Here is a 23,903-nt window from a genome sequence, read left to right as displayed (position 1 = left end):
CACGCTGGCCTGTGGGAGAATCGGGGCCATGTCTGTCCCCCGCCTTGTCGCATTCGATCTCGACGATACGCTCGCCCCATCGAAGTCCCCGGTTCCGCAGCGCATGCTCGACGTCTTCGCTCGCCTGCTCGATCAGACCACTGTCGCGGTCATCTCCGGCGGCAATTTCGAGCAGTTCGAATCGCAGCTCGTCTCGCAGCTCGACGGCCGGGAGTCGGTGTCCGAGGCCGCGCTCGAGCGACTGCACCTGCTACCAACGTGCGGCACGCGATACGAGCGGCGCGAGGCCGGCGCGTGGCATACCGTCTACCGCGAGCATCTGTCAGAGGCGGAACGTGACGGGGCGCTCACCGCGCTTCGCGAGGAGGCCGAGCGCCTCGGGCTCTGGGAGGCCGAGCCGTGGGGAGAGATCCTCGAGGATCGCGGGTCGCAGGTCACGTTCTCAGCCCTCGGCCAGCGCGCCCCCGTCGATGCAAAGCACTCGTGGGACCCGACCGGCGAGAAGAAGAACTCCCTTCGCGCGGCAGTCGCCGCGCGCCTCCCCGACCTCGAGGTGCGCAGCGGCGGGTCGACCTCTGTCGACATCACCAGGCGAGGGATCGACAAGGCGTACGGAATGCGCAAGCTTGAGGAGCACACCGGGATCCCGCTCGACGACATGCTCTTCGTCGGCGACCGACTGGATCCCGACGGCAACGACTACCCGGTCAAAGCCATGGGTGTGAAATGCCACGCAGTCGCTGGGTGGGAAGACACAGCACGCTTCATTGAGGAGCTGCTCGAGGCGTAGGGGCTCGGGCGCCACGACGCGGCCAGCCAGCCAGCCCACCAGCCAGCCCGCTAGTCCCCACACACCAGCCAGCCAGCCCACACGCCAGCCAGCCCCACTCACCAGCGCTATCGTCTGGAATCTGCAGTAACTATCACGAATCTGCGGGGTCTTGGCATATCATCGGCCGATCCCGGGGATAACTGCTGTGCCGTCGATCGGCCCAGAGGAGAACGCCGCCCCAGAGCCCACACACGCCTGTGGCCCCACCGGTCGGTGGGGCCACAGGCGTGTGTGGGCTCGAATCCTGGAGAAGCTAGGCTTCGACCGCCGCGGTCTCGGCGGGAGCTTCGACACCGAGCTGCAGCACGCGGGTGGTGCGCTCGAGCGAGGCCTTCGCGGCTTCAGGGCGACCGTTGAGCCCCTGACCGAGCGCGGGAACCTGCTCCTTGAAGACGTTCTCCCACTCCGACGTGTACTCGTCAGGGAAGCAGGTCTTCAGCACACCGAGCATCGCGTGGACCGCGGTCGAGGCGCCGGGCGAAGCTCCGAGCAGGCCTGCGATCGATCCCTCTGCCCCCGTAATGACTTCGGTGCCGAACTGGAGGATGCCGCCGAGCTTCGGGTCCTTCTTCATGACCTGGACGCGCTGGCCAGCGGTGACCATCTCCCAGTCCTCGGTGCGTGCGCTCGGCAGGTACTGGCGGAGCGTTTCCATCTGCTTCTCGCGGCTCGCGAGGAGCTCCGAGACGAGGTACTTCTCGAGCGAGAACTCGGTGAGGCCAACCTTGACCATCGGACCAAGGTTGTGGGTGCGGATGGAGCCGGGGAGGTCCCACCACGAGCCCTTCTTCAGGAAGTTCGGGCTGAAGCCCGCGTACGGCCCGAAGAGGATGCTCTTCTTGCCGTCGATGATGCGCGTATCGAGGTGCGGGACCGACATCGGGGGCGCGCCAACAGCGGCCTTGCCGTAGACCTTCGCGTTGTGCTGCTCGACGATCTCCGGGTTCGAGGTCTTCAGGAACTTGCCGCTGATCGGGAAGCCGCCGAAGCCCTTGATCTCGGGAATGCCGGACGACTGCAGTAGCGGGAGCGCCCCGCCGCCCGCGCCGACGAAGACGAACTTGGCATTCGTGATCGAGGTGCCGTAGCCGTTGCGGCTCCGCACGTGCACGTCCCACGTCCCGTCTGCCTTGCGCTTGAGCTTCTGCACCTCGGTCTCGAGGTGCATCTGTGCGCCCTCGCGCTCGAGGTAGCTGAAGAGCTGGCGGGTGAGCGCGCCGAAGTCGACGTCAGTGCCCGCCTCCGAGCGTGTGGCGGCGACAACGTCGCTCTTTGCGCGGCGGTCGATGACGAGGGGCACCCACTCGGCGATCTTCTCGGGATCGTCGCTGAATTCCATGTCGGAGAACAGCGGCTCGGTCTTCAGCAGTTCGTAGCGACGGCGGAGGTAGTCGACGTTCTCCTCGCCGCGCACAAACGTCATGTGTGGCGTCGGGTTGATGAAGCTCGTCGGCTCAGCGAGGATGCCGCGCTCGACGAGGGTGGACCACCACTCGCGCGAGAGCTGGAACTGCTCGTTGATGTTGATGGCCTTGTCGGCGGACAGGCTGCCGTCCTTGCCCTCGGGCATGTAGTTCAGCTCGCAGAGCGCGGCGTGGCCGGTGCCCGCGTTGTTCCACCCGTTGCTGCTTTCGGTGGCGACTTCGCTGCGGGACTCGAAGACCTCAATGGTCCAGTCCGGGCGAACCTGCTTGATCAGCGTTCCGAGCGTTGCGCTCATCACGCCGCCGCCGATTAGTACGACATCTACCGTGTTTGTGCTCACGATCTTGTAGTGTACCTCGGTTACCGGGGCGCTCGGGTCGAAGCGTGTTCAGGGAACCCGGTTTACTCGATCGCCACGCGCCTCGCCTCGGCGAGGGTTTCCGCGCGAGAGTCGACGATTCGCGTGTATCCGAGGCGTTCTGCCTCCGCGAGCCGTTGCGGCCCGGAGGTAACCGCGCGGATCTCACCCGCCAGTGAAATTTCACCGAAGGCCGCGAATTCGAGTGCGAGCGGTGTATCCGCGACCGCAGAGATCACGGCTAGGGCGATCGCGAGGTCGGCCGCCGGTTCCGTGAGCTTCACACCGCCGACCGTCGACACGTAGACGTCTTGGTCGTGCAGCCGCACGCGCGCGCGACGCTCAAGCACCGCGAGAATCATCGCCACCCGAGAGGGATCGACGCCGCTCGTCACGCGTCGCGGGTTCGGCGTCGCGCTCGATGCCACGAGCGCCTGGATCTCGACGGGAAGCGCCCGCCGCCCTTCCATCGCGATGGTCGCGCACGTGCCGCTCACCGGCACGGTGCCCCGGCTCAGAAACAGCCCGCTCGGGTCGCTCACCTCGGCGATACCGCCGCCGGTCATCTCGAAGCAGCCAACCTCGTCGGTCGGGCCGAAGCGGTTCTTCAGCGTGCGCAGAAACCTCAGCGCCGTGTTGCGGTCACCCTCGAAGTGGCAGACAACGTCGACGAGGTGCTCAAGCAGCCGGGGCCCGGCCACAGACCCGTCTTTCGTGACGTGGCCCACGAGGATCACGGGCGTCCCGCGATCCTTCGCGACCCTGATGAGAGCCGCCGCGACCTCGCGCACCTGCGACGGGCCGCCCGCGATGCCCTCAACCTGGTCGCTTGCAAGGGTCTGCACCGAGTCGATGATGATGAGCCCGGGATCGACCATCTCGATGTGTCCGAGCACCGAGCTCAGGTCGGTCTCTGCCGCGAGGTAGAGGGTGTCAACGAGCGCGTCCGTTCGTTCGGCCCGCATGCGAATTTGGCCCGTCGATTCCTCACCGCTCACATAGAGCACGCGGGCGCCGTGCCTGGCGATGCGCGACGCGACGTCGAGCAGCAGCGTCGACTTGCCGACGCCCGGTTCGCCAGAGAAGAGGATCGCGGCGCCCGGCACGATGCCGCCGCCGAGCACACGATCGAGCTCGGTGATGCCCGTCTGCCTGTGTTTCACCGAGGCGCCCGAGAGTTCGGTGATCGGCCTGGCCTCGCGGCCGGCCTCGGGCGCCGTGGCCTTCGTAGTGCGCGCGAGCGAGGCCTTCGCCGCGCCGCGCAGCTCAACCGTGCCCCACTGCTGGCATTCGCCGCAGCGGCCCACCCACTTCGCGGCCTGCCAACCGCACTCGGTGCAGGCATATGCGCTACTCGTTTTCGCCATGTGTCGAGACTAGCGCCGGCCTCCGACACTCCGGCGCGCCCACCGGTTTCACCCGGATTAGGTTCTGCAGACACTTTCCCGTAAGCTTTTCCGCGGTGACGTGTCCGAGCGGCCGAAGGTGCAACACTCGAAATGTTGTGTAGGCAACCCCTACCGCGGGTTCAAATCCCGCCGTCACCGCCACAACGAAAACCCCCGCTAGACCGAATGGAAACATTCTGGTCGCGGGGGTTTTCTGCGTCTGGGCCCGGGCCTTCACGCCCCTCGCGCGACACACCCCTCACGAGACAGCCCCTTCCCGGCAGAACAGCCCCCTACAAACTGTGGGAGAGGTGCTCTCTTGCAGGAAACGGGCCATCCGGCGGCCCACAGAGGGTGCCGGCTCCCGGGCGAACCCCCGGCAGCAGGGGCAAGCCTGGGTCGAGGGCCCCGAGGCTCAGACCGCGATCACCGTGATGCAGAGCCTGTCCGTCGCGTAGCCGGAAGCTCCGCGCGCTCCAACACCTCTGCCACAAAGGCCGTCACGCGCTCCAGGAGCTGGGCCCGATGCGCGGCCACCATTACGTCGGCCGGCGGGTCGAGCGGCCCCATCGGCCTGAGCGCATTCACCCTCGCATTGCAGTCGAGGTCGATGCACAGGTAGGTCCCGAACGTCGAGCTGTCCTTGTGCTTGGGCGACGTGGGCGCGGTGAACAGCACCACCTGATCGAACCGTCGCGGGATGCGACAGAACTCACACATCACGGCCCGCCGCACCGAGTTCCGGGTGCGGGTGGTCGTGAGCATCACACCCCGCAGGCCGTGCTCGCCCTCGATGAAGAGGTAGCCGCGTTGTGGGGCGCTTGGGTCGCGCCAGCCGAGGTAGTCGCGATCCTCAACTGCAGGGGTGAAGCCGTCCCGCGGCATTCTGGCGGTCTTCCTGGTCGACGCGTCGACATTGCCCAGTGCGTTGCGCAGGGTTGTGAGCGCGTGGGGGCGCATGATTTCTCCTTCGTGAATTGCAATCTCACTCAATTTGTACAGGCGTACAGATTACGCGGATAGACTACACGGAGTTCGCGAGAAATGAGGATCGATGGCTTATCTGCCCCGGGAAGAGCGCCGCGCGGCGATCATCGAGGCGACCGTCCGCGTCATGCTCGCGGACGGTCTCGAGGGCGTCTCTGCGCGATCCGTCGCGACGGCAGTCGAAGGATCGCCAGGCCTCATTCATCAGCACTTTGCGAGCGTCCCCGAGCTCATCGCGAGCGCCTGGCAGAAGTTCGTCGCCGACAGTCTCGTCGAGTATGACCAGGCTGTCGTCGCCGACGGGGAGGACCCCATCCGCGAGTTCTTCGGCAACCATGTCGATCCCGAGCGCGCGGCAGAGGTCGGCCTGTGGGTGAGCGCCTGGGCCTACGCGCTCCGCTCCCCCGAGTTCGGACCCGTCTACGCCGAGACGCTCGGCCAGCTGACCGCGGCCCTCCGCCGCGCAGCCCCTGCGGTTTCTGAACTCGCCGCTGAGCGCACGGTGCTCCTCGGCGTCGCGCTCGCGGGCATGCAGCGTATCGCCCCGGAACAGTATGGCGCCGCGCACCTCGAGGACCTCATCGCCGGCTGACCCGGCGTGCACACGTCGCACGTCGCACTCGGACGCGACTACTCGCATTGGTTGACGCCGCCGCGCACCTGCTGTGGACTAGGGACATGGTTCTCCTCGGATGGGCTGTCACGATTGCAGGACTGGCCTTGTTCTTCGTCTCCATGAGGATCGTGCTGCGCTCGCGCCCCAACGAGCACATCCCGCTCGCCGGGCGGCCCGATCCGATGCCGCCTCACGCAGAGTGGACCTACACCGTCGGTCTCGTCCTCACGGTGTCGAGTGGGCTCCTCATTTCTCGCGACGTCGGTCCGTGGAACTTCGTGCTCCTCTTTGTTGGTGCCCTTGCCGCAATCCTCGGTTTCTCAATCCACAATCGCAGGATCGACTGCCGCAATGCCGCTGGGCCCGAGAGTAACGGTCCGTAGGCCCCAGGTTGGCCTGGCCGGCCCCGCACCCGTCATCTACCACGATCGGCATCACACCACACAGGAGGAACGCATGCCACTCTCGAATCTCACGAAGCAGCACCCAGCCGTCTACGAGCAACTGTCGGCGTTCAGCGCGGCAGCCGAGGAAGCGGCCGCCGATGCGGGGGTCGACGCGAAACTCGTCGAGCTCATCAAGATCCGCGTCTCCCAGCTCAACGGCTGCGCCTTCTGCACGCGACTGCACAGCCGCGACGCTGTCAAGCTGGGTGAGACCAGCGACCGCCTCGCGGTGCTCCCCGCGTGGTGGGAGTCCCAGTACTTCTCAGCCATCGAGGCGGCGGCGCTCGGCCTTGCCGAGGAGGTCACCCGGTTGTCGGTCCCGCAGCGCACCGAGTGGGACACCGGGGCCCTCACCCCGGAACAGATTTCCGCGGTCAGCTGGCTCGCGCTCGTCATGGGCGCATGGAACCGAGTTGCGATCAGAAGTGGTTACCGAGTCGCTCCGTAGCGTAGGTCGCGACGATCTCCAACACGCAACGGTCCAGCTTTCTCCACCGCATTCCGCAGCCGCGACGCGCCCGAAAACTCAGACAGTGATACGGTTTTCTGTGGCCCTGCACGTTGGGGCGCGGTACGGACGGCACTGGCAGCCGGCGTACGGAGCGCACCGGCGGGGTCTTTTGTGTTGTTTTTGATTTCCCGCAGCGGTGCGCCCTCGCCAGCGCTGCGAGGGAACACTGCACGCGGTATACCCCAGGGGAGAACCCGTGTCATCACCCACTACGCAGCCCGATAATACGGCGCCGGCGAGTCAGCCACAGTCACGCAAGGGTGGCTTCTTCGGCCATCCGTGGGGGCTCGCGAACCTCGCGGGCGTCGAAATGTGGGAGCGCTTCAGCTTCTACGGCATGCAGGCGCTCCTCGCCTTTTACATCTACTACTCGGTCACCGATGGCGGCCTCGGAATGTCGCAGGCGGCCGCGACGTCGATCGTCGGCGCCTACGGCGGCCTCGTGTACCTCTCGGCCGTGCTCGGCGGCTGGGTCGCCGACCGCGTGCTCGGCGCCGAGCGCACGCTGCTGACCGCCGCATGCCTCATCATGGCCGGCCACCTCGCGCTGGCGCTGGTACCGGGAATGCTCGGGCTCGCGATCGGCCTCGTCGGGGTCGCGCTCGGGTCGGGCTCGCTGAAGACCACGACGTCGACGGTACTCGGCGACCTCTATGACAAGGGCGATCAGCGCCGCGACGCCGCGTTCTCGATCTACTACATGGGCGTGAACATCGGCGGCTTCGCCGGCCCGCTGCTCACGAGCGCGCTGTGGGGCTGGAAGGGCTTCCACTGGGGCTTCGGCCTCGCCGCGATCGGCATGGCGGTCGGCCTGGTGCAGTACATCGCGATGCGCAAGCACACTGTCAGCGAGTCGAGCCGCAAGCCCGCGAACCCGCTATCGACGAATCAGAAGCGCATCTGGTCGGTCGTGTTCCTCGCCGCGATCGCGCTCATCGCGCTCGCGCTCTCGTTCGGGATCATCACCGCCGAGAACCTGTCGACCGTCGTCGTGGTGCTCATCGTGATCGCCGTCGTCGTGCTGTTCACCGTGATCCTCACGAGCCACCAGGTCTCGGCGCCGGAGCGCCGCCAGGTGTTCTCGTTCATCCCGCTGTTCCTCGCCTCGGCGGTGTTCTGGTCGCTGTCGCAGCAGCAGTTCACGGTGCTTGCGATCTACGCCGACCAGCGACTCAACCGCAACATTCTCGGGTGGGAGATGCCCCCGAGCATGGTGCAGTCGATCAACCCGATCTTCATCATCATCCTCGCCGGCGTCTTCGCGGCCATGTGGGTGAAGCTTGGCGACAAGCAGCCGAGCACGCCGGTGAAGTTCGCGATCGGCACCGCGCTCATGGGCGTCGCGTTCCTGTGCTTCATCCCGTTTGCTGGCGGCGCGAACGGCACCGTTCCGTTCCTCGCGTACGTCGTGATCATTCTGCTGCTCACGCTCGCTGAGCTGAGTATCTCGCCCGTCGGGCAGTCGCTCGCGACGAAGCTCGCTCCCCGCGCGTTCCACTCGCAGATGGTTGCACTCTTCTTCCTGTCGATCTCGCTCGGCTCGGCCGCCTCCGGCTCGCTGTCGCGGTTCTACACCCCCGAGAACGAGGTGCCGTACTTCCTCGCGCTCGGCGGCGCGTCGATCGCGGTCGGCGCGATCCTGTTCCTGCTCCGCAAGCCGGTGCTGCGCCTCATGGGTGGCATTCGCTAGCACCAGCGGGCACGCACACGATCGCTCAGGATCGGCAGGCCGAAGGGCCGGACACAGCTTCTGCTGCTGTCCGGCCCTTCTTGCGTCGCAGCGGGATACATGGGGCATTCGTCGAGCGGATTCTTGGGGGAAGCCTCGACGTCCGCGCTGCGGGTCGGGTGGCTAGGTCGTCACGTTGCGCTTCTTCCGCCAGAGGAGCAGCGCGCCGCCGAGGAGGAGGAGTCCGCCCGCGACCCCGCCGATGCTGCCGAGCTGTGCGCCGGTCACCGGCAGGCCCCACAGCAGCACCGTGGCGCTGTCGGAGTCCCGGCCCGAATCGTCCGGGTCACCGAAGGTGTGGTAGTCGACGGTCGCGGTGTTCGTGACGTCGGTCCGGGTCGAGCCGGCGCTCACCGTCACCCCGAGCGTGATCTCGGGTGCCTCGGAGGCGCCCTCGGTCGATCCCTTCGGCTGCAGCGGCCCGAAGAGCTCGCAGCGGAGCGTGCCGCCGTACCCACGCGAGTCCTTGCCCGTGACATCGCACTCGCTCCAGTTCGGGAACGTGTTCGCGTCGCCCTGACCTGCCCAGGCCACCGAGTCGACCTTGAGGTCGGCGGGGATCTGGTCGGTGACGACGACGCCCTCTGCGGCGCTGTCGTCGCTCAGGTTCTTCACCGAGAGGGTGTAGTCGAACGACTTGCCTGGCTGCGTGCGGGTGACGCTCGCGTCCTTCTCGATCTCGACCTGCGAGTGGCGTGCGACGCCACAGCCAGCGGTTGCCGGCGGGTAGCTCGCGTTGAACGTCAGCTCGGGGTTGACCGAGAACTGGATCGTCGTGTTGCCGCGCCACGAGAAGTCGAGCTCGCTCGGGTCGAGGATGAGCCCGTTGAACACGAACTCGGCCTGTTGCGCTGGCGTCATGACCGTCGAGGTGCCCGGGAGCAGGTAGCCCCCGCCCGCGGCCATGTCGGCCGCCTCGATCGCACGCCACCCCGGGTAGTCGATGCTGATGCCCGACGGCGTGAACGCCGATCCTGGCCAGGTCTGCGTTGCCGTCCAGGCGGTCGAGCCACCCGGCTCAGTGAGCGTCACCTCGGCAGGCACGGTGTCCGCGGTCCCCTCGTCGGGAGTCCACAGGAAGCTCACCGGCTTGTCCTTGAGCAGCGCCGACTTCGACACCGACCACCCGAGCATCGGCGCGTCCGCCACGCAGAGCGTGTAGACGGTTGCCGTGAGGTCGCGCACCGGCACCTCGGCTTCGTCGCAGTTGTTGTCGGCGTTCGAGTCGCCAGCCATCTCGACGCACGCCGTGTTGGTGAGTTCGTCGAGCGCGACTGGGGCCGCTGGCGTCGGGGATCCCGAGAGGATCGGCTCGGCCTGCAGGTTCTGGGCGGGGAGGAACTCCACGCCGATCCGCACGTCGACGGATTCGCCGACGCCGATCTCACCGATCGTCAGTTCGACCTCGTTGCCCACGTAGCCGGGGGCCTCGGTCCAGGCGACGTCTGGGTCGACCGTCAGGCCGGTGATCTTCAGCCGCTCGTTGATGTCGGCGTCAGTCACCTTCACGTCCTTCGCGGGTCCGGTGCCGTGGTTCGTCACGGTGAGCACGTACTCGAATGTGTCGCCGGGCTGCACCGAGGTCTCACCTTCGGCGAGCACCGCCGTCTTCTCGATTCCCACGTCGCCGAAGTTCACGGTGACGCAGCCGCCGTCCTCGGCAGCGAAGCCGCCCGAGGTGACGGTGCCGAGGTTCGGCACGACGATTCCCGTCGCGTCGGTGTCCTCGCAGAGCGCGGGCTTCGGCGCCTTGGTCGGGTCGACCTTCACGGTCGCCTTCACGAGGTACTCGAAGTCGGGAATCTGGGACTCGCCGTTCTCCTTGACAAACTGGGCGCCGTCAACGATCTTCCACTCGCCCGAAGCCGGCCGGCGCGGGTGCTGCGGAGCCGGGGTTTGGCTGTTCGCGGCCTCGGCGGACCAGCCGCCAACGGTCTCGACACCTGTGGGAAGCTGCGGCTCGTCGAAGAGCGAGAAGCTCACGCCAACGGGGTAGCCCGCGTCGACGGTCGGGTACTTCACCGACACGGTGTAGGCCACGTCAAAGGTCCCGTCGCCGTTGTCGACGGAGGAGGCACCGGTCTTCTCGATTGTCGGGAAGATCGGTTCCGCGCAGGCTGCGACCGGAATGATGTCTCCGCCGGAGGTGAGCTCAGCGGTGTTCAAGAACCCGCCGCCCTCGCCCTCGGTCGCGCAGGCCGTCGAGCCGTCCTCGACTGCCGAGGCAGTCACGTCGGCGATCACCGAGACACGGTACTCGTGCGTCGCCCCCGCTGCGATAGCGGCGCCCTTCACGATGTCCGCGCTCCACGTCGCCTCGGCGAAGTCGCCCGTCGCGCCCGCCGGGCCCGTCCACGAGGCCGACTTCACGTCGATCCCGTCGCCGAACGCGAGCGCGTCACTGAGGTCGTACTTCGAGGTCAGCCCGTCGGGGTTGGCCTCGCCCCGTGCGGCGAGCGCAACGACAAGGTCGTAGTCGATCTTCCAGGTGCCGTCGGCGTTCTGGATCGCCTTGGCCACGGTCTTCGAGACCAGCGGGTTCACCCCTGCCGGCACGGGCAGGCACGCGGTGTCGTCACCGATAACGGTGTCGCCCTGGGTGAGCTCGGCGGTGTTGAAGAACCCGGATCCGGGGCCCTCGCAGGCAGCCGCGGTGGGCTCCCCGACGCGGGCTTCCCAGGTGACCAGCCAGGTGTGGGCGGTGTCCCCGGCCTTGATCTGGACCGGCTCCTCGCTGAACGCCGTGCCAGCCTCGATACCGAGCTCGGCCCCGGCGGGGTCGGTGTCGGTGCGCTGCGCGGTGCCGTCACCGAGCGTCACGCCACCGGAGAACTCCGGGGTGTCGCTCAGCGTGTACGACGAGTCGTAGCTGCTCGGGGTCACGGTGAGTGTGTAGCTCACGCGCCACAGTTCGGGATCGGTCGCGTCCTGCTCCGCCCCGACCGCGGTCTTCGTGATCGTCGGCAGGTCTGGCTCGGCGCACGCTTCGACCGGGGTGGTCACCCCGCCAGAGACGAGCTCCGCGGTATTCAGGAAGCCGCCGGCGTCGCCGCCGGTGAGGCACTCGCCCGCGCCCTCGTCCAGGGCTCCGACGGGCACCTCAGCGGTGACGCTTACCTTGTAGGTGTGCGTGCTGCCGGCCTTGATGCCCTGGCCGGCCGCGATGTTCGCGCTCCATCCGGTGGAATCGAAGTCACCCTCTGCGCCGGCGGGCCCCGTCCACGAGGCCGACTGCACGGTGATGCCGCCGCCGAACGCGAGCGCATCGGCGAGGTCGTACTTCGCCGACAGTCCCTGTGGGTTCGCCTCGCCCTGTTCGGCGAGCGTCACGACGAGGTCGTAGTCGATCGTCCAGCTGCCGTCGGGCCGCTGCGCGGTCTGCGCCACGGTCTTGGTGACCTGCGGGTAGACCCGATCCTCGACGGGCGCGCACGCGCTGTCGTCGCCGACGACGGTGTCGCCCTGCTTCAGCTCCGCGGTGTTGAAGAACCCGGTGCCGGGGCCTTCGCACTCGGTGAGCTCGCCGGAGACGTCGGTTCCGACGCGTGCCTCCCACGTGACGAGCCACGTGTGGGGTGGGTCGTCGGCGCCGATCTCCGTGGGTCCGCCGGTGAACGGCTGGCCCGACGAGATCGCGAACGCTTCCTGCGCCGGATCGGTGTCGGTGCGCTGCGCCGTGCCGTCGCCGAGCTGAATGCCCTGCGCGAAGTCCGGCGTATCGGTGAGCGTGTACGAGGTGTCAAAGCCGCTCGGGGTCACGGTGAGCAGGTAGCTCACGCGCCAGAGATCAGGATCGGCCTCGTCCTGCACCGCCCCGACCGCGGTCTTGGTGATCGTCGGCAGTTCGGGCTCGGCGCACGCTTCGACCGGGGTGGTCTGTCCGCCGGAGACGAGCTTCGCGGTGTTGAGGAAGCCGCCGGCCTCGCCCTCGGGGGCGCACTCGGTCGTGCCGTTCTCAATCGCCTCGCCCGTCACCCGTGCGACCGCGGTCACCTGGTAGGTGAGCGTGTCGCCCGCGGCGATCGTCGCGCCGGTGGCGAGGTCTGCCGACCATGTCGCCTCGTCGAAGTCGCCTGAGGCGCCGGCCGGGCCGGTCCACGACGCCGACTGCACGGCGATCCCCGCGCCGTAGGCGAGCGTGTCGCTGAGGTCGTACTTCGCCGAGAGGCCGTCTGGGTTGCGCTCGCCCTTGGCGGGGAGCGTCACCGTGAGGTCGTAGGCCACGTTCCAGTCCCCATTGGGCTGCTGGCTCGCGCCGGTGACGGTCTTCGTGATCGTCGGCTGCGCCGGCTGGGGAACGGGGATGCAGGCGTCGCTCTCGCCGACGACGTCGTCGCCCTGCACGAGGGCCGCCGCGTTGAAGAACCCCGATCCTGGTTCGCCACACGCCGCGTCATCCGCGGCGACGTCGCCGAGGCGCGCCTCCCAGCTCACGAGCCAGGTGTGGGGCTCGTCGGCGTCGCCGATCGCGACGGGGTCTGAGGTGAACTTCGCGCCACTCGTGATCGCGATCTCGGCCCCTACCGGATCAGTGTCGGTCCGCTGCGCGGTTCCATCACCGAGGGTGACTCCACCGGCGAACGCCGGCGTATCGGTGAGCGAGTAGAACGAGTCAGATGTGCCCGGGGTGACCGTCAGCGTGTAGCTCACGTGCCACAACTCGGGGTCCGTCGCGTCCTGTTCCGCGCCGACCGCGGTCTTCGTGATCGTCGGCAGGTCGGGCTCGGCGCACGCGCTCGCGTCGGAGGTCGCTCCGGCGACGGCGATCGTCGCCGTGTTCAGGAACCCGCCGGCGCCGCCCTCGGCCTCGCACTCGAGCGTTGACTGCTCGGCGGTCCACGCCGCTGGGTCGATCGTTGCGACCGCGGTCACGGTGAAGTTATCGGTGGCGCCCGCCGCAAGGGTGCGGTTCGTCGCAAGGGTCGCCGTACCGTCGGTGAACGTCCCGGTCGTCGCCGCCGGGCCGGTCCACTGCGCCGAGGTGACCTCGATGTCTCCGCCGAAGTTCAGCGTGTCGGTGAGCGAGTAGATCGCGGCGATCGGGCCGAGCGGGTTCGTCGCGGTCACCGCGTAGACGATCTGCCAGGTGCCGTCGGCGAGCTGAGTCTTACTCGTCACCGACTTCGTCACCTTGGCGGTCGCCGACGGGATCTCGGCGCACGCGCTCGACTGGTCGGTGCCGACGCCGTTGGTCACGACGGCCGTGTTCCATAGGCCGTCCTCGCCGCCGGTGTCGCAGATGAGCGTCGCCGGGTCCGCGGTCGCCGTTACGGTGAGCACGCCCGAGATCGTGTACGTGCGGGTCTCGCTCGGGGCGAGCACCCCCGTGGCGACGACGCCCTGGCCGTCGGTCACCCAATCGCCGGACACGGTGCCAGTGCTCGGCGTGATCGACGTCCAGGCGATCGACGTGCCTGCTGGCGCTGCCTTCGGGGTATCGGAGAGCGTAAATGCGAGCGGGATGTTCGATGGGTTCGTGACCTTCAGCTCGTAGCTGATGCCCCACGTTCCGTCAGCGTTCTGTGTCGGGGCGACCGCGGTCTTCACCACTGTCGGGCTCGCGGGCTCGCCACAGCCGGTGTCGGTCGCGCTCCCGCCGGGGAACTCGACGGTGGCGGAGTTGAAGAACGCTCCGCCCGATTCCGGGTCACAGGTGAGAGACGGGTTCTCAACGGTGTCATCGAAGCTCGCGATGACCCTGTAGATGTAGGTGTGCTCGGCGCCCGCGGCAATCGCGGTGTCTACGGCGGGTGCGGGAATCTCGGTATCGGGATCCGCGGCGTCGCGCCACGATCCGCCCTCGACGGCGAACCCTGCGCCGAGCGCCGGGGTATCCGTGAGCGTGTACGTACTGCCGACCTGGCCGCTGTTCTTCACGGCGATCGTGTAGTCGATCTGCCACGTGCCGTCGGCGAGCTGGGCGACGGCTCCGTCGCTCTTCTCGATGGTAAGGGGCGAGGGGAGCGCGGTGTTCACGATCGTGCACACAGCGTTGTCGCCCGCACCGAGGTGCAGCGTCTCGTCGGAGTCGACCGCGATGAGCTTCGGCTCCTCGTCGTTCACGACGCACGAGAAGGCGGTGCCATTCTCGAAGCCAGCTTTCGCCGCCGACTCAGTCAGCGAGTACTCGCCGGGCAGTACCTCGGTCGCTGCGACGCCACCTGGCCCCGAGAGCGCCTCCTGGGTACCCGGGTACGGGGTGATCGCCGCGTCGTCGTTGCCGACGGCGACCGGCGCCGTCCAGCTCGCGCCAAGCGTCCAGCGATCGTCACCGACGGGCACCGTCTCGACCTCGTCGTCGATCTGCACCTGCTTCACGAGCTGCAGCGTCGGCTTCGGGTCGTTGACGGCGGTGCACTTCATCCAACCGCCGGGCTGCACCGTCACGCCGCCGTTACGGCCGTCGCTCTGGTTCGACGCCCACACCGGTTCCCCGTCGACGACGGAGGTCGCCGCGACGCACACCCAGGAACCCGTCGCGCCCGCGCCGTGGTTCGCACCCCACTGGTTCTGGAGCGTCGGGCGCCACTGCTGCGTGTAGTTCTTCGCCGCCGGCGTGAGGGCTTCCTCCGCGAGCGGGTAGACCACGCCGGGTGTCACCGCCGAGGTCGCCGAGTTCGAGCCCGACGTCCCCGACGGGCCATCGGCCGCGTCGCCCTGCGCGATCGCGTCGAGGGTCCAGTCGGTGGCCGGGGTCTTCCCGTCCGAGACTGACTTCTCGAGGGTGAGCTTCGTCTCACAGGTGACCGTGTTCGTGATCGTCACCGTGTTGACGCCCTGGTCGCTCGCGAGGATGAGCTTGATCTTGCCGTCTGGAAGCTCGGGAGCGAAGGTCGCAGTGTTCGTACACAGCGGCGGCAGCCCGTTCACGGTCTCCGCGATGGCGACCGTCGAGTCGAGCGCGAGGTTCGAGACTGTCTGCCCGAAGTTCACGGTGCCGCCCGGCAGGCGAGTGTTGTCGCTGAGCTGCAGCCCAGCGCTCAGGCCCGGGATCGCCGTCGGCGCAACGTTCGGGTCGGTCACCTCTTCGAAGGTGCCGTCGCCGTCGGAGTCGAACTTCCACACCTTGTCGACGCGGAGCTGCGCCGAGCGATCCTGCGCCTGGTTGTAGACGGTGCAGGTGATCGTGGCGTTCTGGATCGGGTCGACCGCGAATCCTGGCGCGGTCGCGCTGTCGATGTTGGTGACGGGGACGCTCGCGCCAGTATCGGTTCGGGTGCAGACGGCGTTCTTGCCGTTCTGCGGCGCGAGCGTGTGTTCGAGACCCAGGGTCTCGGTGACGCTCATGCGCCTGTTCGCCTGCGTCGTGCCGTCGAAGTTGGAGCGGAAGCCGAGCACGCCCGTCGCGCCGGTCGCGCCGGACGCCGACGTCGCGAAGGTCGTTCCGACCTCGTCGACGCGTACCGCGGCGGCGCCGGTGTTTGCCATGAAGCCCCAGTTGTTCTTCGGCTGCGCGTCCGCGACAGTTCCGCCGACAGGAATCACCTGCTTGACGACGTTCACCGTGCCGTCGCAGTTTGCGGAGGCGAGCGCCTTAAGCTGCGCTTCGAGGTTGTTCCAGTTGGTCACCTGGTAGTAGTCGGAGTTGGCCGTCGGGCCCGAGATGGCCTGGAGGTTGTGCGAGTCCCCGGAGACGCCGAGGCCGACGCCGACGGCCATGATCTTCACGCTCTGGGCCTTGATCGCATTCGCCGAAGCGATCGCGTTCTCCATCTCGAAGAAACGGGTGGCCCGCGCGCCGTCGCCGTTCTGGCCGTAGACAGTGGGGAGGCCGTCAGTGATCATGATGACAGCGTCCAGCTGCGGCGCCATGGTGTTCAGCGACCACAGGCCAGCGTCCCAGTTCGTGTACTGGGTCGAGCCCGCGATGGTGAGGCCGTTCGCCTTGTCCTTCACCGTTTGCGCCTGCGCGGCAGTCGCGACACTCGTCAGGCCAAGGAAGCTGTTGTTCGCGCCGGGGGAAGGCGCCACCGTGCCGAACGTGTGGAGGGCTATGCGCGACGGCGTGCCAGTGAGGGCGGTAACGACGGCGGACGAGGCGTTCCGAATCTGCTGGAGCGCACCGCTGGTCTGAGAGACCGAGGTCGAGAGGTCGACGAGCAGGGCGACGTCGATGCCGCACTCTGCTGGGATCGACGGGTTGTTCCGCACGCTCGACCACGTCCCCGAGCTCGCACGGAGGTTCGTCCCCGTCGGCGGCCTGAAGGTGCGCTCGGCTGCGGAGACCCCGCTGCGGGCGGCGCCGGTGTAGAAGCTGTACGGCTCCGCGGTGCCCACCGAGAGGCCGTTCGACGAGGTGTTCATCGTCGAGAGGATCGACCAGCCGGCAGGCGCCTCGACGGAGCGCACGACGTAGCCAGGCGCGCCCGAGTTCGAGCCACGCGTCGGCACCTTCATCCAGCACTGGCCCGTCGCGTCGGTCGTACACGTCGCGACCGCTGTCTGGCTCGTGACGTTGGTGAGACTGGTGGCCTGGAACGCGCTGAACGCAACGCCGGCAAGGTTTGCCCGGCTGCTCACGCCGTTGCGGTCACCGGTCGCGGCGATCTGGATCAGCCATTCTTGTGCGCCGGGCGAGGTTCCAACACCGGGCCCGCCGTTGAGTGTCGGGACCGCGGCGGGGGCAACGTCAGCAGCCGCCGGCGCGTCGAGCGACGCGGCCTCGGGCGCGGCAGGTGCGGGCTCGTCGCCGACGACAGCGTCGTCTTCCGGAGCCTCCGGTGCCGGATCCTGCGCGCCGTCGTCGCCGACTGGAGCCTGCGGCTCGGTCGCGGGAGAAGCAGATTCCTCCGTGTCCGTGGGAGCCTCTGGCGCCTCGGTCGGTGCCGGCGCCGTCGGCTCAACCGTTGCCTCGTCTCCCTGCGGGGAGGTGAGCGCGTAGGCCGCCGTGGGCAACCCCGTGTAGATCACGGCGCCAGCGAGCATCATCGCGACCAGACGGCCGAGGCTACGTCTCCGTGCTCTGGCAGACGCTCCCGCCAATCGAAACTGCTGACCCCGTCGTGACATGCGAATCCCCATCCCCAATGATGCTGCTCTGATCGTTGGGCCCCAGGGAACCCATAGCGTACTCGTTGAAGATAAGCGTCAAGATTCACAAAAGCAAGTCTGATGATTCGCACTTCAGGCGAAACAGTCACCGAACATCAGCGTCAACACGTGTTGAACTAACCCGGCCAACGTCCCGCAAGAAAGTCGGCGAACCTTGCTTTGAACTGGGATTTACAAGAATCAGACACGTGTTCCGCACGGCAGAACATTGACGTGGCGTTCATGCGTTCCGCCCAGCAGAACTCGCCTTTGAAGTTTCTCCGCAAGTGGTCGGCGTGTCAAGATCGTTATGACCTACGGGTCAAGGAAGTTCCCACCCGCGATCGGGCAAGATGAGAGGCACTATGAGCCCCAGAAACCTGTTCCGCCTGTTCGCGACCGCTGAGGTCATCACCTGGGCCGGCCTCATCACCGCGCTCATCCTGAGAGCAACGGGCGTGACGGCCAGCGCCGTCTCCATCGCCGGTGGCATCCACGGCTTCGTGTTCCTCGCGTACTGCGTCTCGACGGTGTTCGTCTGGATCAACCAACGCTGGAAGCCGGGTCTCGGCATCACCGGGCTCCTCCTCGCGGTCGTCCCGTTTGCGACCTACCCGTTCGAGCGTGCCGTTGATAGGCGCGGGCTCCTCGCAGGCCCGTGGCGACTCGCGCCCGGTGGGGATGAGCCACGCGGTTTCGTCGAGCATGTCCAGGCCTGGATCCTGCGCAGACCGATCCTCTCGATCGGGCTCATCGCGATCCTCGTCGTGATCGTGTTCCTGGTGCTCCTGTGGTTGGGTCCCCCCGTGCCCAAGGGTTAGGATCTCCGAAAGGAGCATCACAATGAGCAATCTTGAGTCACGGCCCGAAGAAACTCTCTGCGCTGCCGGCCCGGGCAGGGCAGGCGAGGTGGAGGTGCTCGAACCACGCGAGGTGCCGCTCGGCGGGCTCCGCGGGATGCCGGTGCGCCGCACACTCCCGCAGCGCAGTCGTAGTCTCATCGGCGCCTGGTGTTTCCTCGACCACTACGGGCCCGACGACGTCGCCGAGACCGGTGGTATGCAGGTGCGCGCCCACCCGCACACAGGTTTGCAGACTGCCAGCTGGCTGTTCTCGGGCACCATCGAGCACCGCGACAGCGCGGGCAACCACGCGATGGTGCGGCCGGGCGAGCTGAATCTCATGACCGCGGGCTCCGGCATCAGCCACTCGGAACGGTCCACACCCGATACCACGGTGCTGCACGGCGCCCAGCTCTGGATCGCGCTGCCCGCGCACGCCCGCGGCATCGTGAAGCGTTTCGACCACTACGTGCCGCCCCTCGTGTCAGGCGAGGGCTACACGGCGCAGGTGTTCCTCGGCTCGCTGCTCGGCGAGCGCTCCCCCGTTGAGACGCACACGCCGCTTGTCGGCGCCGAGCTCACGCTCGCGGAGGGCGCCAGCCTCACCCTCAACGTTGATCCCGCCTTCGAGCACGGCGTGCTCGTGGATACCGGCTCGGTCGCGATCGCACCCGGCGACGCAACGGGCGCATCGCTCCGCGCGGAAGATCTCGGCTTCGCCGCCGCCGGCTGCTCCGAGCTCACCCTCACCGCTGGCCCTGACGGCGCGCATGTTCTGCTCATTGGCGGCGCCCCGTTCGAGGACGAACTCGTGATGTGGTGGAACTTCATCGGCGGCTCCCACGAGGAGGTCGCCGCCGCCCGCGACGCGTGGCAGGCCACCATCAGCGCCGACGAAGCCAACGCACTTGACGACGCCGATCGCTTCGGGCTTCCCGACGACGAGCCTGAGCCGCCGCTGCCAGCGCCTGAGCTTCCGACCGCGCGGCTGCTGCCGCGGAGCAAGCTCGGCCCGCTGCCCCCGGCGACCGCGACCCTCGCGACCGCGGGGGGAGCCGACGCCACTGCCCGTTCAGAACCGCAACCGTCTTCCGAGGAGGCACCCATGTCCGACGCAGCAGAGCAAGTCCGAGTCGCGCACGAACCCGACGCCTCGCGGTACGCGATCTATCTCGGCGAAACCCTTGCCGGCTTCACCGAGTACCGGGTGCCGGCCCGCGGCAACGCCCGCGCGTTCGTGCACACTGAAGTCGACCCCGAGTTCGGCGGCCGCGGGCTGGCCGGTACGCTTGTCACCGAAGCCATGGCTGACACGCGCTCCGCGGGAATGCGCATTGTCCCGTACTGCCCCTACGTGTCGGCGTGGCTGAAGAAGCACCCCGAGTACGAGGAGATCGTCGATTGGCCCACCACGTAGCCGAACCCATCAGGGTCAGCGCGGTTGTTGTACGCGACGCCGAGGGCAAGGTCCTCAACGTGAGAAAACGTGGCACCGACTCACTCATGCTCCCGGGCGGTAAGCCCGAGGCAGGTGAGGATCCCCGCGACACAGCCATTCGCGAGTTCCGGGAGGAGCTGGGGGTCGAGCTCGACCCGCTCCGGCTCCGCGGCCTTGGCGAGTTCCGCGCGCCCGCAGCCAACGAGCCCGAGCGCGACGTCATCGCCCAGGTGTTCGAGCATCCGTACGTTGCCGTCGACCGCCCGCTCGCCGAGATCGAGCACCTCGAATGGGCCGATCCGCTCGAGGCAAACGCCGCGATGGCGCCGCTCAACACCGAACAGGTGTTCCCCGCACTCGCGCGCACCGCTCGACCGCCGCAGCGGCTCGCAGTGTTCACCGGGTCCGCGTTCGGCAACTCCCCGGCGTTTGCCGCTGGCGCCCGCGACTTCGGCGAAGCGATGGCTCGAGCCGGCATCGAGCTCGTGTATGGCGGCGGCAAGGTGGGTCTCATGGGAACTGTCGCTGACGCGGTGCTCGAGGCCGGCGGCCGCGCGTTCGGCGTCATCACGGAGGCACTCCTCGCAGGCGAGACCGGCCACACCGGACTGACCCGCCTCGAGGTCGTCGCCTCGATGCCCGAGCGCAAGCGTCGGATGGCCGAACTCACCGACGCATTCGTGGCGCTTCCGGGGGGCCCAGGGACGCTCGAGGAGATCTTCGAGGTCTGGACGTGGGTCACGCTCGGGATCCACACGAAGCCGGTCGCCCTCTACGACATCGACGGCTACTGGCAGCCGCTCGTCCGCGCGATCGACACCATGGTCGACGCCGGCTTCTCGAAGCCCGAGGCCCGCGACGCACTGATCGTCGCAACGGAGCCCGCCGAACTCTTCGCGAAAATCAGCGAGTGGCAGCCGCCGCTGCCGAAGTGGTCGTAGCCGCGCGCACCGCACCTGACGCCGCCTACGGCTCTTCCATTACGCTAAGTGCATGAACGACGCCGCGAACCAGCACTCCCCCGGCGCCTCAGCGCCGCAGCCAGAGAGCCGTGACCGTCCTGCGTCAACAGCCCAGCCTGCCGCGATGGCCCCGTCACTCACCGTGCTGCTCGGCCTCGCCGCCGCCGTCGTTGTGCTCGCCGGAGTGTCGTTCGCGCGCGAGGTCATCGGCCCGCTCGCACTCGCCGCGGTGATCGTCATCATCTGCTCTCCCGTCCGTCGGCCGCTCGACCGGCGCGGCTGGCCGAGCTGGGTGTCGACCACAGTGGTCGTCGCGCTCTCGTGGGCGATCCTGCTGGTCCTCGCCGCCATGCTCGCATTTGCGACCGCGGAGTTTACGCAGCTCGTCATTGCCTATAGCGCGGATCTTCGGGCGACGGCCGACAACCTGTTCGAGTTCTTCACGTCGCTCGGCCTCAGCGACCAGTTCACCGACGCGATCACATCGGTGCTCACGCCGTCAACGATCGTGCAGTACGCGACGTCACTCGGCAGCAGCATTCTTGGCGTCCTCACCGCGCTGTTCTTCATCTTCGCCTACGCGATCTTCATGGCTGCGGACGCCGGGCGGTTCGCGCGGGCGACACGCGAGTTCGGCCCGGCGGCGGCGCCCCGGGTGCGGCGCTTCGCCCAGTTCAACGGCAACGTGCGGCGCTACTACGTCGTGAACGCGGCGTTCGGTCTGCTCGTCGCGGTCGTCGACGGGCTCGCCCTCTGGGCGCTCGGCATTCCCGCTCCCCTCGTCTGGGCGATCCTTTCGTTCGTCACGAACTTCGTCCCGAACATCGGCTTCGTGCTCGGGCTCGTGCCGCCCGCGATCCTGGCGCTCGTCGTCGGTGGATGGCCGCTGATGCTCGCCGTCGTAGCGGTCTACGCGGTCGCAAATGTCCTCCTGCAGGTGCTCATCCAGCCGAAGTTCGTGAGCGATGCGGTGAGCCTGAGCCTCACCCTCAGCTTCGTCTCCGTACTGTTCTGGACATTCATCATCGGGCCGCTCGGCGCGATCCTCGCGATCCCCCTGACGCTCCTGGTGCGCGCCCTGATCCTCGAGCGCGATCCGGGAATGGGCTGGCTGCGATGGCTGTCCGGCGATAACGTTACGGCGGAGGCGGCGGGGCCGCGCGCCGGCTGACCGGTGCAGCTGCCGGGCAGCGGCCGCATCGATCCTTCGCTGGCGCCCCGCGCGGCGACTACCCCCGCGCGCGATGCCGCCGAACCGCCGCCCGGTTCGCGCACCGCACGGAGCAGTACCGCTGCCTGCCGTTGCGCGTCACGTCGACGACGACGTTCGTGCAGGGATCGGCACCACAGCGCCCAAGCCGGGTGACGCCCCGAGTGGTCAGGTGCAGGGCCGTTCCGACGGGGATCACCGAGCGCAGCACCCCGGGGAGGGATTGCCTGTCGTCGCGGTAATGCAGGTGCCAGCCCTCGCCGTCGTGATTGACGAGCTGCGGGAATGCCGCGGCGTCGGCCATCTGCCGGTTCAGGATCTCGGCGCGGCGCTCCGGGTCGTCAGCGTCGACGACTCTCAGCCACTCGTCGATGACGGTGCGCACTCCGGCGTGGTCGCCAGCGTCGACGGCGAACCGCATGGTCATGCCAAACTCGCGCGTGCGTTCCTCGATCCCGGCCCGGTCCGCCGGCCAGTCGTTGGCGAGCGAGGCCGCGAGCAGCACCGCGTAGGTGCCGTAAGGGTTGAGATGCATAAGGGCATTACATCACGCTTGTCTCATGAGTACCACAGCACCGACCTCACTCCCCTCCCGCGCAGCGCGAATTGGCTCCGGTCCCGCGACGGCGGCCCCCGCCCCATCCGGCCACGACGGCGCCCCGGGGAACACCGCGCACACGTCGCCAGCGCCCGCGCCACCGCGCCGCGTGCACGAGCACGCGTGGCACGCCGAGTCGAGCCACCCGACGTCCGAGGGCATCGTGAGCTACGTGCGGTGCGCGCGGTGCGGCGCTCGGCGCGTCGAACTGCGCCCGCTCGCACCCCGCGTATCGCGGAGCTGAGCCGCACTCACTCCCCAGACGATCGGGGCCGAGCGGCCGACGCCGCATTCGCGGCTAGCGCAGGCGATCCTCCCAGAACGCGCGCAGCTGGCGGCTCTTCGCGAAGACGATCTCATCCCACTCCGCGTCGGTCGTCGAGCTGTCCGCGAAGTCCGACGGCACCTTGAACACCTGCAGCGGCACATCGAAGCGGGCGCAGAGGGCCCCGTAGGCATAGCCCTCCATGTCAACGAGCTGCGCACCAAGGCTCGCGATGTGGGCGCGCTGCGCGTCATCCTTCACGAACTGGTCCCCCGTCGCCATCGTGGCGGTCTCGGCGAGCAGGACGTCGCCCGCGGGCACGATCGTCTGCGACGGCAGCGAGAAGTCGTGCTGCACGAGCCCGGTCACCTGATACACGGTGTCGAGCGAGAGCCGTTCTGCGCCCTCGCCAACGACGCCCGCGGTGCCAAGCACCACCACCCGCTCCACGTCGCCGCCGCGCAATTCCTGCGCGAGCGAAACCGCGGCGTTGATCTTGCCGACGCCCGTGACAAGATGCGGCACATTAGCGAACGCCGACGCCTCGTCGCCGTGGGCAAACACGATCAGGGTGCGATTGGCTGTCATGGATTCTCCTCATGGTCATGGCGGCTGAACGCAGCAGCGCAGAGTGATGATCACCGGCGCGTGCGCGGTCGGCCGCAACCAAGGCTACCGCGCCGCGAAGGCGAGGAATCACGCGGGCACAGCAGATATTTCGAAACTCCACTGGCGTTTTTCGAAGACTTGTTCTAAGATATTCAACAGAGCTTGCAAGCGACCGCGATTTCGTCCAGTGCAGGGCCAGTCTTCATTCCAGCGAAGTGCGCAGCAGCTCACCAAGATCCGCACGGATCCATCGCCTCATCCGAGGCCAAGCATGCGCATGTGTCTGCACTCAGCACAGCGTGCTCGTTACCGCCGCACGTCACGACGACGACGTGGCATCGAAAGGACCTATCCATATGCATACGCAAAACATCACCCCGATTCGCCCGGCACCGCGTACTCCGTACCACTCGCTCGGCGAAGGCGCAACGATGCGGATTCCCGAGTGGGCACAGCACCGCTCCGTCTACCGCAGCGCAGGCCGCACCCTCTACGTTGTCGAGACCGACACGCTCGCCGATGCCCGCCGCGACCTTGTCCGCCTGGACAAGGCTGGCTGGGATGTCGCCGTCGAGGCTGCCGGCCCGAACGCCCGTATCGCGCTGAGCCGCGCCGCGTAGCGTTGAGCCGCTCGGCCGCACAGGCTGAGCCACGCTT

General features: G+C 67.9%; 17 protein-coding genes and 1 tRNA gene. 12 read left to right on the top strand and 6 right to left on the bottom strand.

Annotated elements, in window-relative coordinates; all coding sequences use genetic code 11:
* Nucleotides 1-28 precede the first annotated feature (28 nt).
* Entirely contained in the window at nucleotides 29-790 is a 762-nt protein-coding gene (locus BJ960_RS02115; protein WP_185986059.1) for an HAD-IIB family hydrolase, read from the top strand.
* Between the two features lie 295 nt (nucleotides 791-1,085).
* On the opposite strand, the gene BJ960_RS02110 is transcribed toward BJ960_RS02115, so the two are convergent.
* Both BJ960_RS02110 and radA read right to left on the bottom strand, forming a co-directional pair.
* Nucleotides 1,086-2,597 (bottom strand): malate:quinone oxidoreductase, encoded by a 1,512-nt coding sequence (locus BJ960_RS02110; protein WP_185986058.1) that lies wholly within the window; start codon nucleotides 2,595-2,597, stop codon nucleotides 1,086-1,088.
* 62 nt (nucleotides 2,598-2,659) lie between these two features.
* Complete coding sequence (gene radA / locus BJ960_RS02105) at nucleotides 2,660-3,982, bottom strand: DNA repair protein RadA (protein WP_185986057.1); 1,323 nt, start codon at nucleotides 3,980-3,982, stop codon at nucleotides 2,660-2,662.
* Between the two features lie 94 nt (nucleotides 3,983-4,076).
* On the opposite strand from radA, the gene BJ960_RS02100 reads away from it, so the two are divergent.
* A tRNA-Ser gene (locus tag BJ960_RS02100) sits at nucleotides 4,077-4,165 on the top strand.
* A gap of 264 nt (nucleotides 4,166-4,429) precedes the next feature.
* Here BJ960_RS02100 and BJ960_RS02095 read toward each other — a convergent pair.
* Nucleotides 4,430-4,963, bottom strand: coding sequence for an FBP domain-containing protein (locus BJ960_RS02095; RefSeq protein WP_185986056.1), 534 nt, complete (start codon nucleotides 4,961-4,963; stop codon nucleotides 4,430-4,432).
* 94 nt (nucleotides 4,964-5,057) lie between these two features.
* Between BJ960_RS02095 and BJ960_RS02090 the strand changes: the two genes are divergently transcribed.
* The 4 genes from BJ960_RS02090 (at nucleotide 5,058) to BJ960_RS02075 (ending at nucleotide 8,253) form a co-directional block, all read left to right on the top strand.
* Nucleotides 5,058-5,582 (top strand): TetR/AcrR family transcriptional regulator, encoded by a 525-nt coding sequence (locus tag BJ960_RS02090; protein ID WP_185986055.1) that lies wholly within the window; start codon nucleotides 5,058-5,060, stop codon nucleotides 5,580-5,582.
* Nucleotides 5,583-5,668: 86 nt separating this feature from the next.
* Entirely contained in the window at nucleotides 5,669-5,989 is a 321-nt protein-coding gene (locus BJ960_RS02085; protein WP_185986054.1) for a hypothetical protein, read from the top strand.
* Between the two features lie 73 nt (nucleotides 5,990-6,062).
* Nucleotides 6,063-6,500 (top strand): carboxymuconolactone decarboxylase family protein, encoded by a 438-nt coding sequence (locus tag BJ960_RS02080; RefSeq protein ID WP_185986053.1) that lies wholly within the window; start codon nucleotides 6,063-6,065, stop codon nucleotides 6,498-6,500.
* Between the two features lie 259 nt (nucleotides 6,501-6,759).
* Entirely contained in the window at nucleotides 6,760-8,253 is a 1,494-nt protein-coding gene (locus BJ960_RS02075; RefSeq protein ID WP_185986052.1) for a peptide MFS transporter, read from the top strand.
* A gap of 162 nt (nucleotides 8,254-8,415) precedes the next feature.
* Here the strand turns inward: BJ960_RS02075 and BJ960_RS02070 are convergent, their stop codons facing one another.
* Nucleotides 8,416-17,220, bottom strand: a complete 8,805-nt coding sequence (locus tag BJ960_RS02070; protein ID WP_185986051.1) for a VWA domain-containing protein — start codon at nucleotides 17,218-17,220, stop codon at nucleotides 8,416-8,418.
* 467 nt (nucleotides 17,221-17,687) lie between these two features.
* On the opposite strand from BJ960_RS02070, the gene BJ960_RS02065 reads away from it, so the two are divergent.
* From BJ960_RS02065 to BJ960_RS02050, 4 genes are read left to right on the top strand one after another with little or no spacing between them, the layout of a single operon-like run.
* Nucleotides 17,688-18,143, top strand: coding sequence for a DUF3817 domain-containing protein (locus BJ960_RS02065; protein ID WP_185986050.1), 456 nt, complete (start codon nucleotides 17,688-17,690; stop codon nucleotides 18,141-18,143).
* Between the two features lie 22 nt (nucleotides 18,144-18,165).
* Complete coding sequence (locus tag BJ960_RS02060) at nucleotides 18,166-19,581, top strand: bifunctional pirin family protein/GNAT family N-acetyltransferase (RefSeq protein WP_185986049.1); 1,416 nt, start codon at nucleotides 18,166-18,168, stop codon at nucleotides 19,579-19,581.
* A complete protein-coding gene (locus BJ960_RS16570; protein ID WP_237463737.1) occupies nucleotides 19,566-20,543 on the top strand; it encodes a TIGR00730 family Rossman fold protein in 978 nt (325 codons plus the stop codon). Before BJ960_RS02060 ends, BJ960_RS16570 begins: the two co-directional genes overlap by 16 nt.
* Nucleotides 20,544-20,595: 52 nt before the next feature.
* Nucleotides 20,596-21,735, top strand: coding sequence for an AI-2E family transporter (locus BJ960_RS02050; RefSeq protein WP_237463736.1), 1,140 nt, complete (start codon nucleotides 20,596-20,598; stop codon nucleotides 21,733-21,735).
* A 58-nt stretch (nucleotides 21,736-21,793) separates the two neighbouring features.
* On the opposite strand, the gene BJ960_RS02045 is transcribed toward BJ960_RS02050, so the two are convergent.
* Nucleotides 21,794-22,309: a CGNR zinc finger domain-containing protein gene (locus tag BJ960_RS02045; RefSeq protein ID WP_185986048.1), complete on the bottom strand. Its 516-nt coding sequence runs from the start codon at nucleotides 22,307-22,309 to the stop codon at nucleotides 21,794-21,796.
* Nucleotides 22,310-22,334: 25 nt separating this feature from the next.
* Here BJ960_RS02045 and BJ960_RS02040 point away from each other — a divergent pair, with 25 nt between their 5' ends.
* Entirely contained in the window at nucleotides 22,335-22,616 is a 282-nt protein-coding gene (locus tag BJ960_RS02040) for a hypothetical protein (RefSeq protein ID WP_185988351.1), read from the top strand.
* Nucleotides 22,617-22,670: 54 nt separating this feature from the next.
* Here the strand turns inward: BJ960_RS02040 and BJ960_RS02035 are convergent, their stop codons facing one another.
* Nucleotides 22,671-23,225 carry a phosphorylase family protein gene (locus BJ960_RS02035; RefSeq protein ID WP_185986047.1) on the bottom strand — a complete coding sequence of 185 codons (555 nt, stop codon included), beginning with the start codon at nucleotides 23,223-23,225 and terminating at the stop codon, nucleotides 22,671-22,673.
* Nucleotides 23,226-23,602: 377 nt separating this feature from the next.
* Between BJ960_RS02035 and BJ960_RS02030 the strand changes: the two genes are divergently transcribed.
* Nucleotides 23,603-23,866 (top strand): hypothetical protein, encoded by a 264-nt coding sequence (locus tag BJ960_RS02030; RefSeq protein WP_185986046.1) that lies wholly within the window; start codon nucleotides 23,603-23,605, stop codon nucleotides 23,864-23,866.
* The last annotated feature ends 37 nt before the right edge of the window (nucleotides 23,867-23,903 follow it).

Source organism: Leucobacter aridicollis, from assembly GCF_013409595.1.
Classification (GTDB): Bacteria; Actinomycetota; Actinomycetes; order Actinomycetales; family Microbacteriaceae; genus Leucobacter; species Leucobacter aridicollis.
The sequence above is the reverse complement of the archived record's forward strand: the minus strand, read 5'-3'. Positions and strand labels throughout refer to the sequence as shown.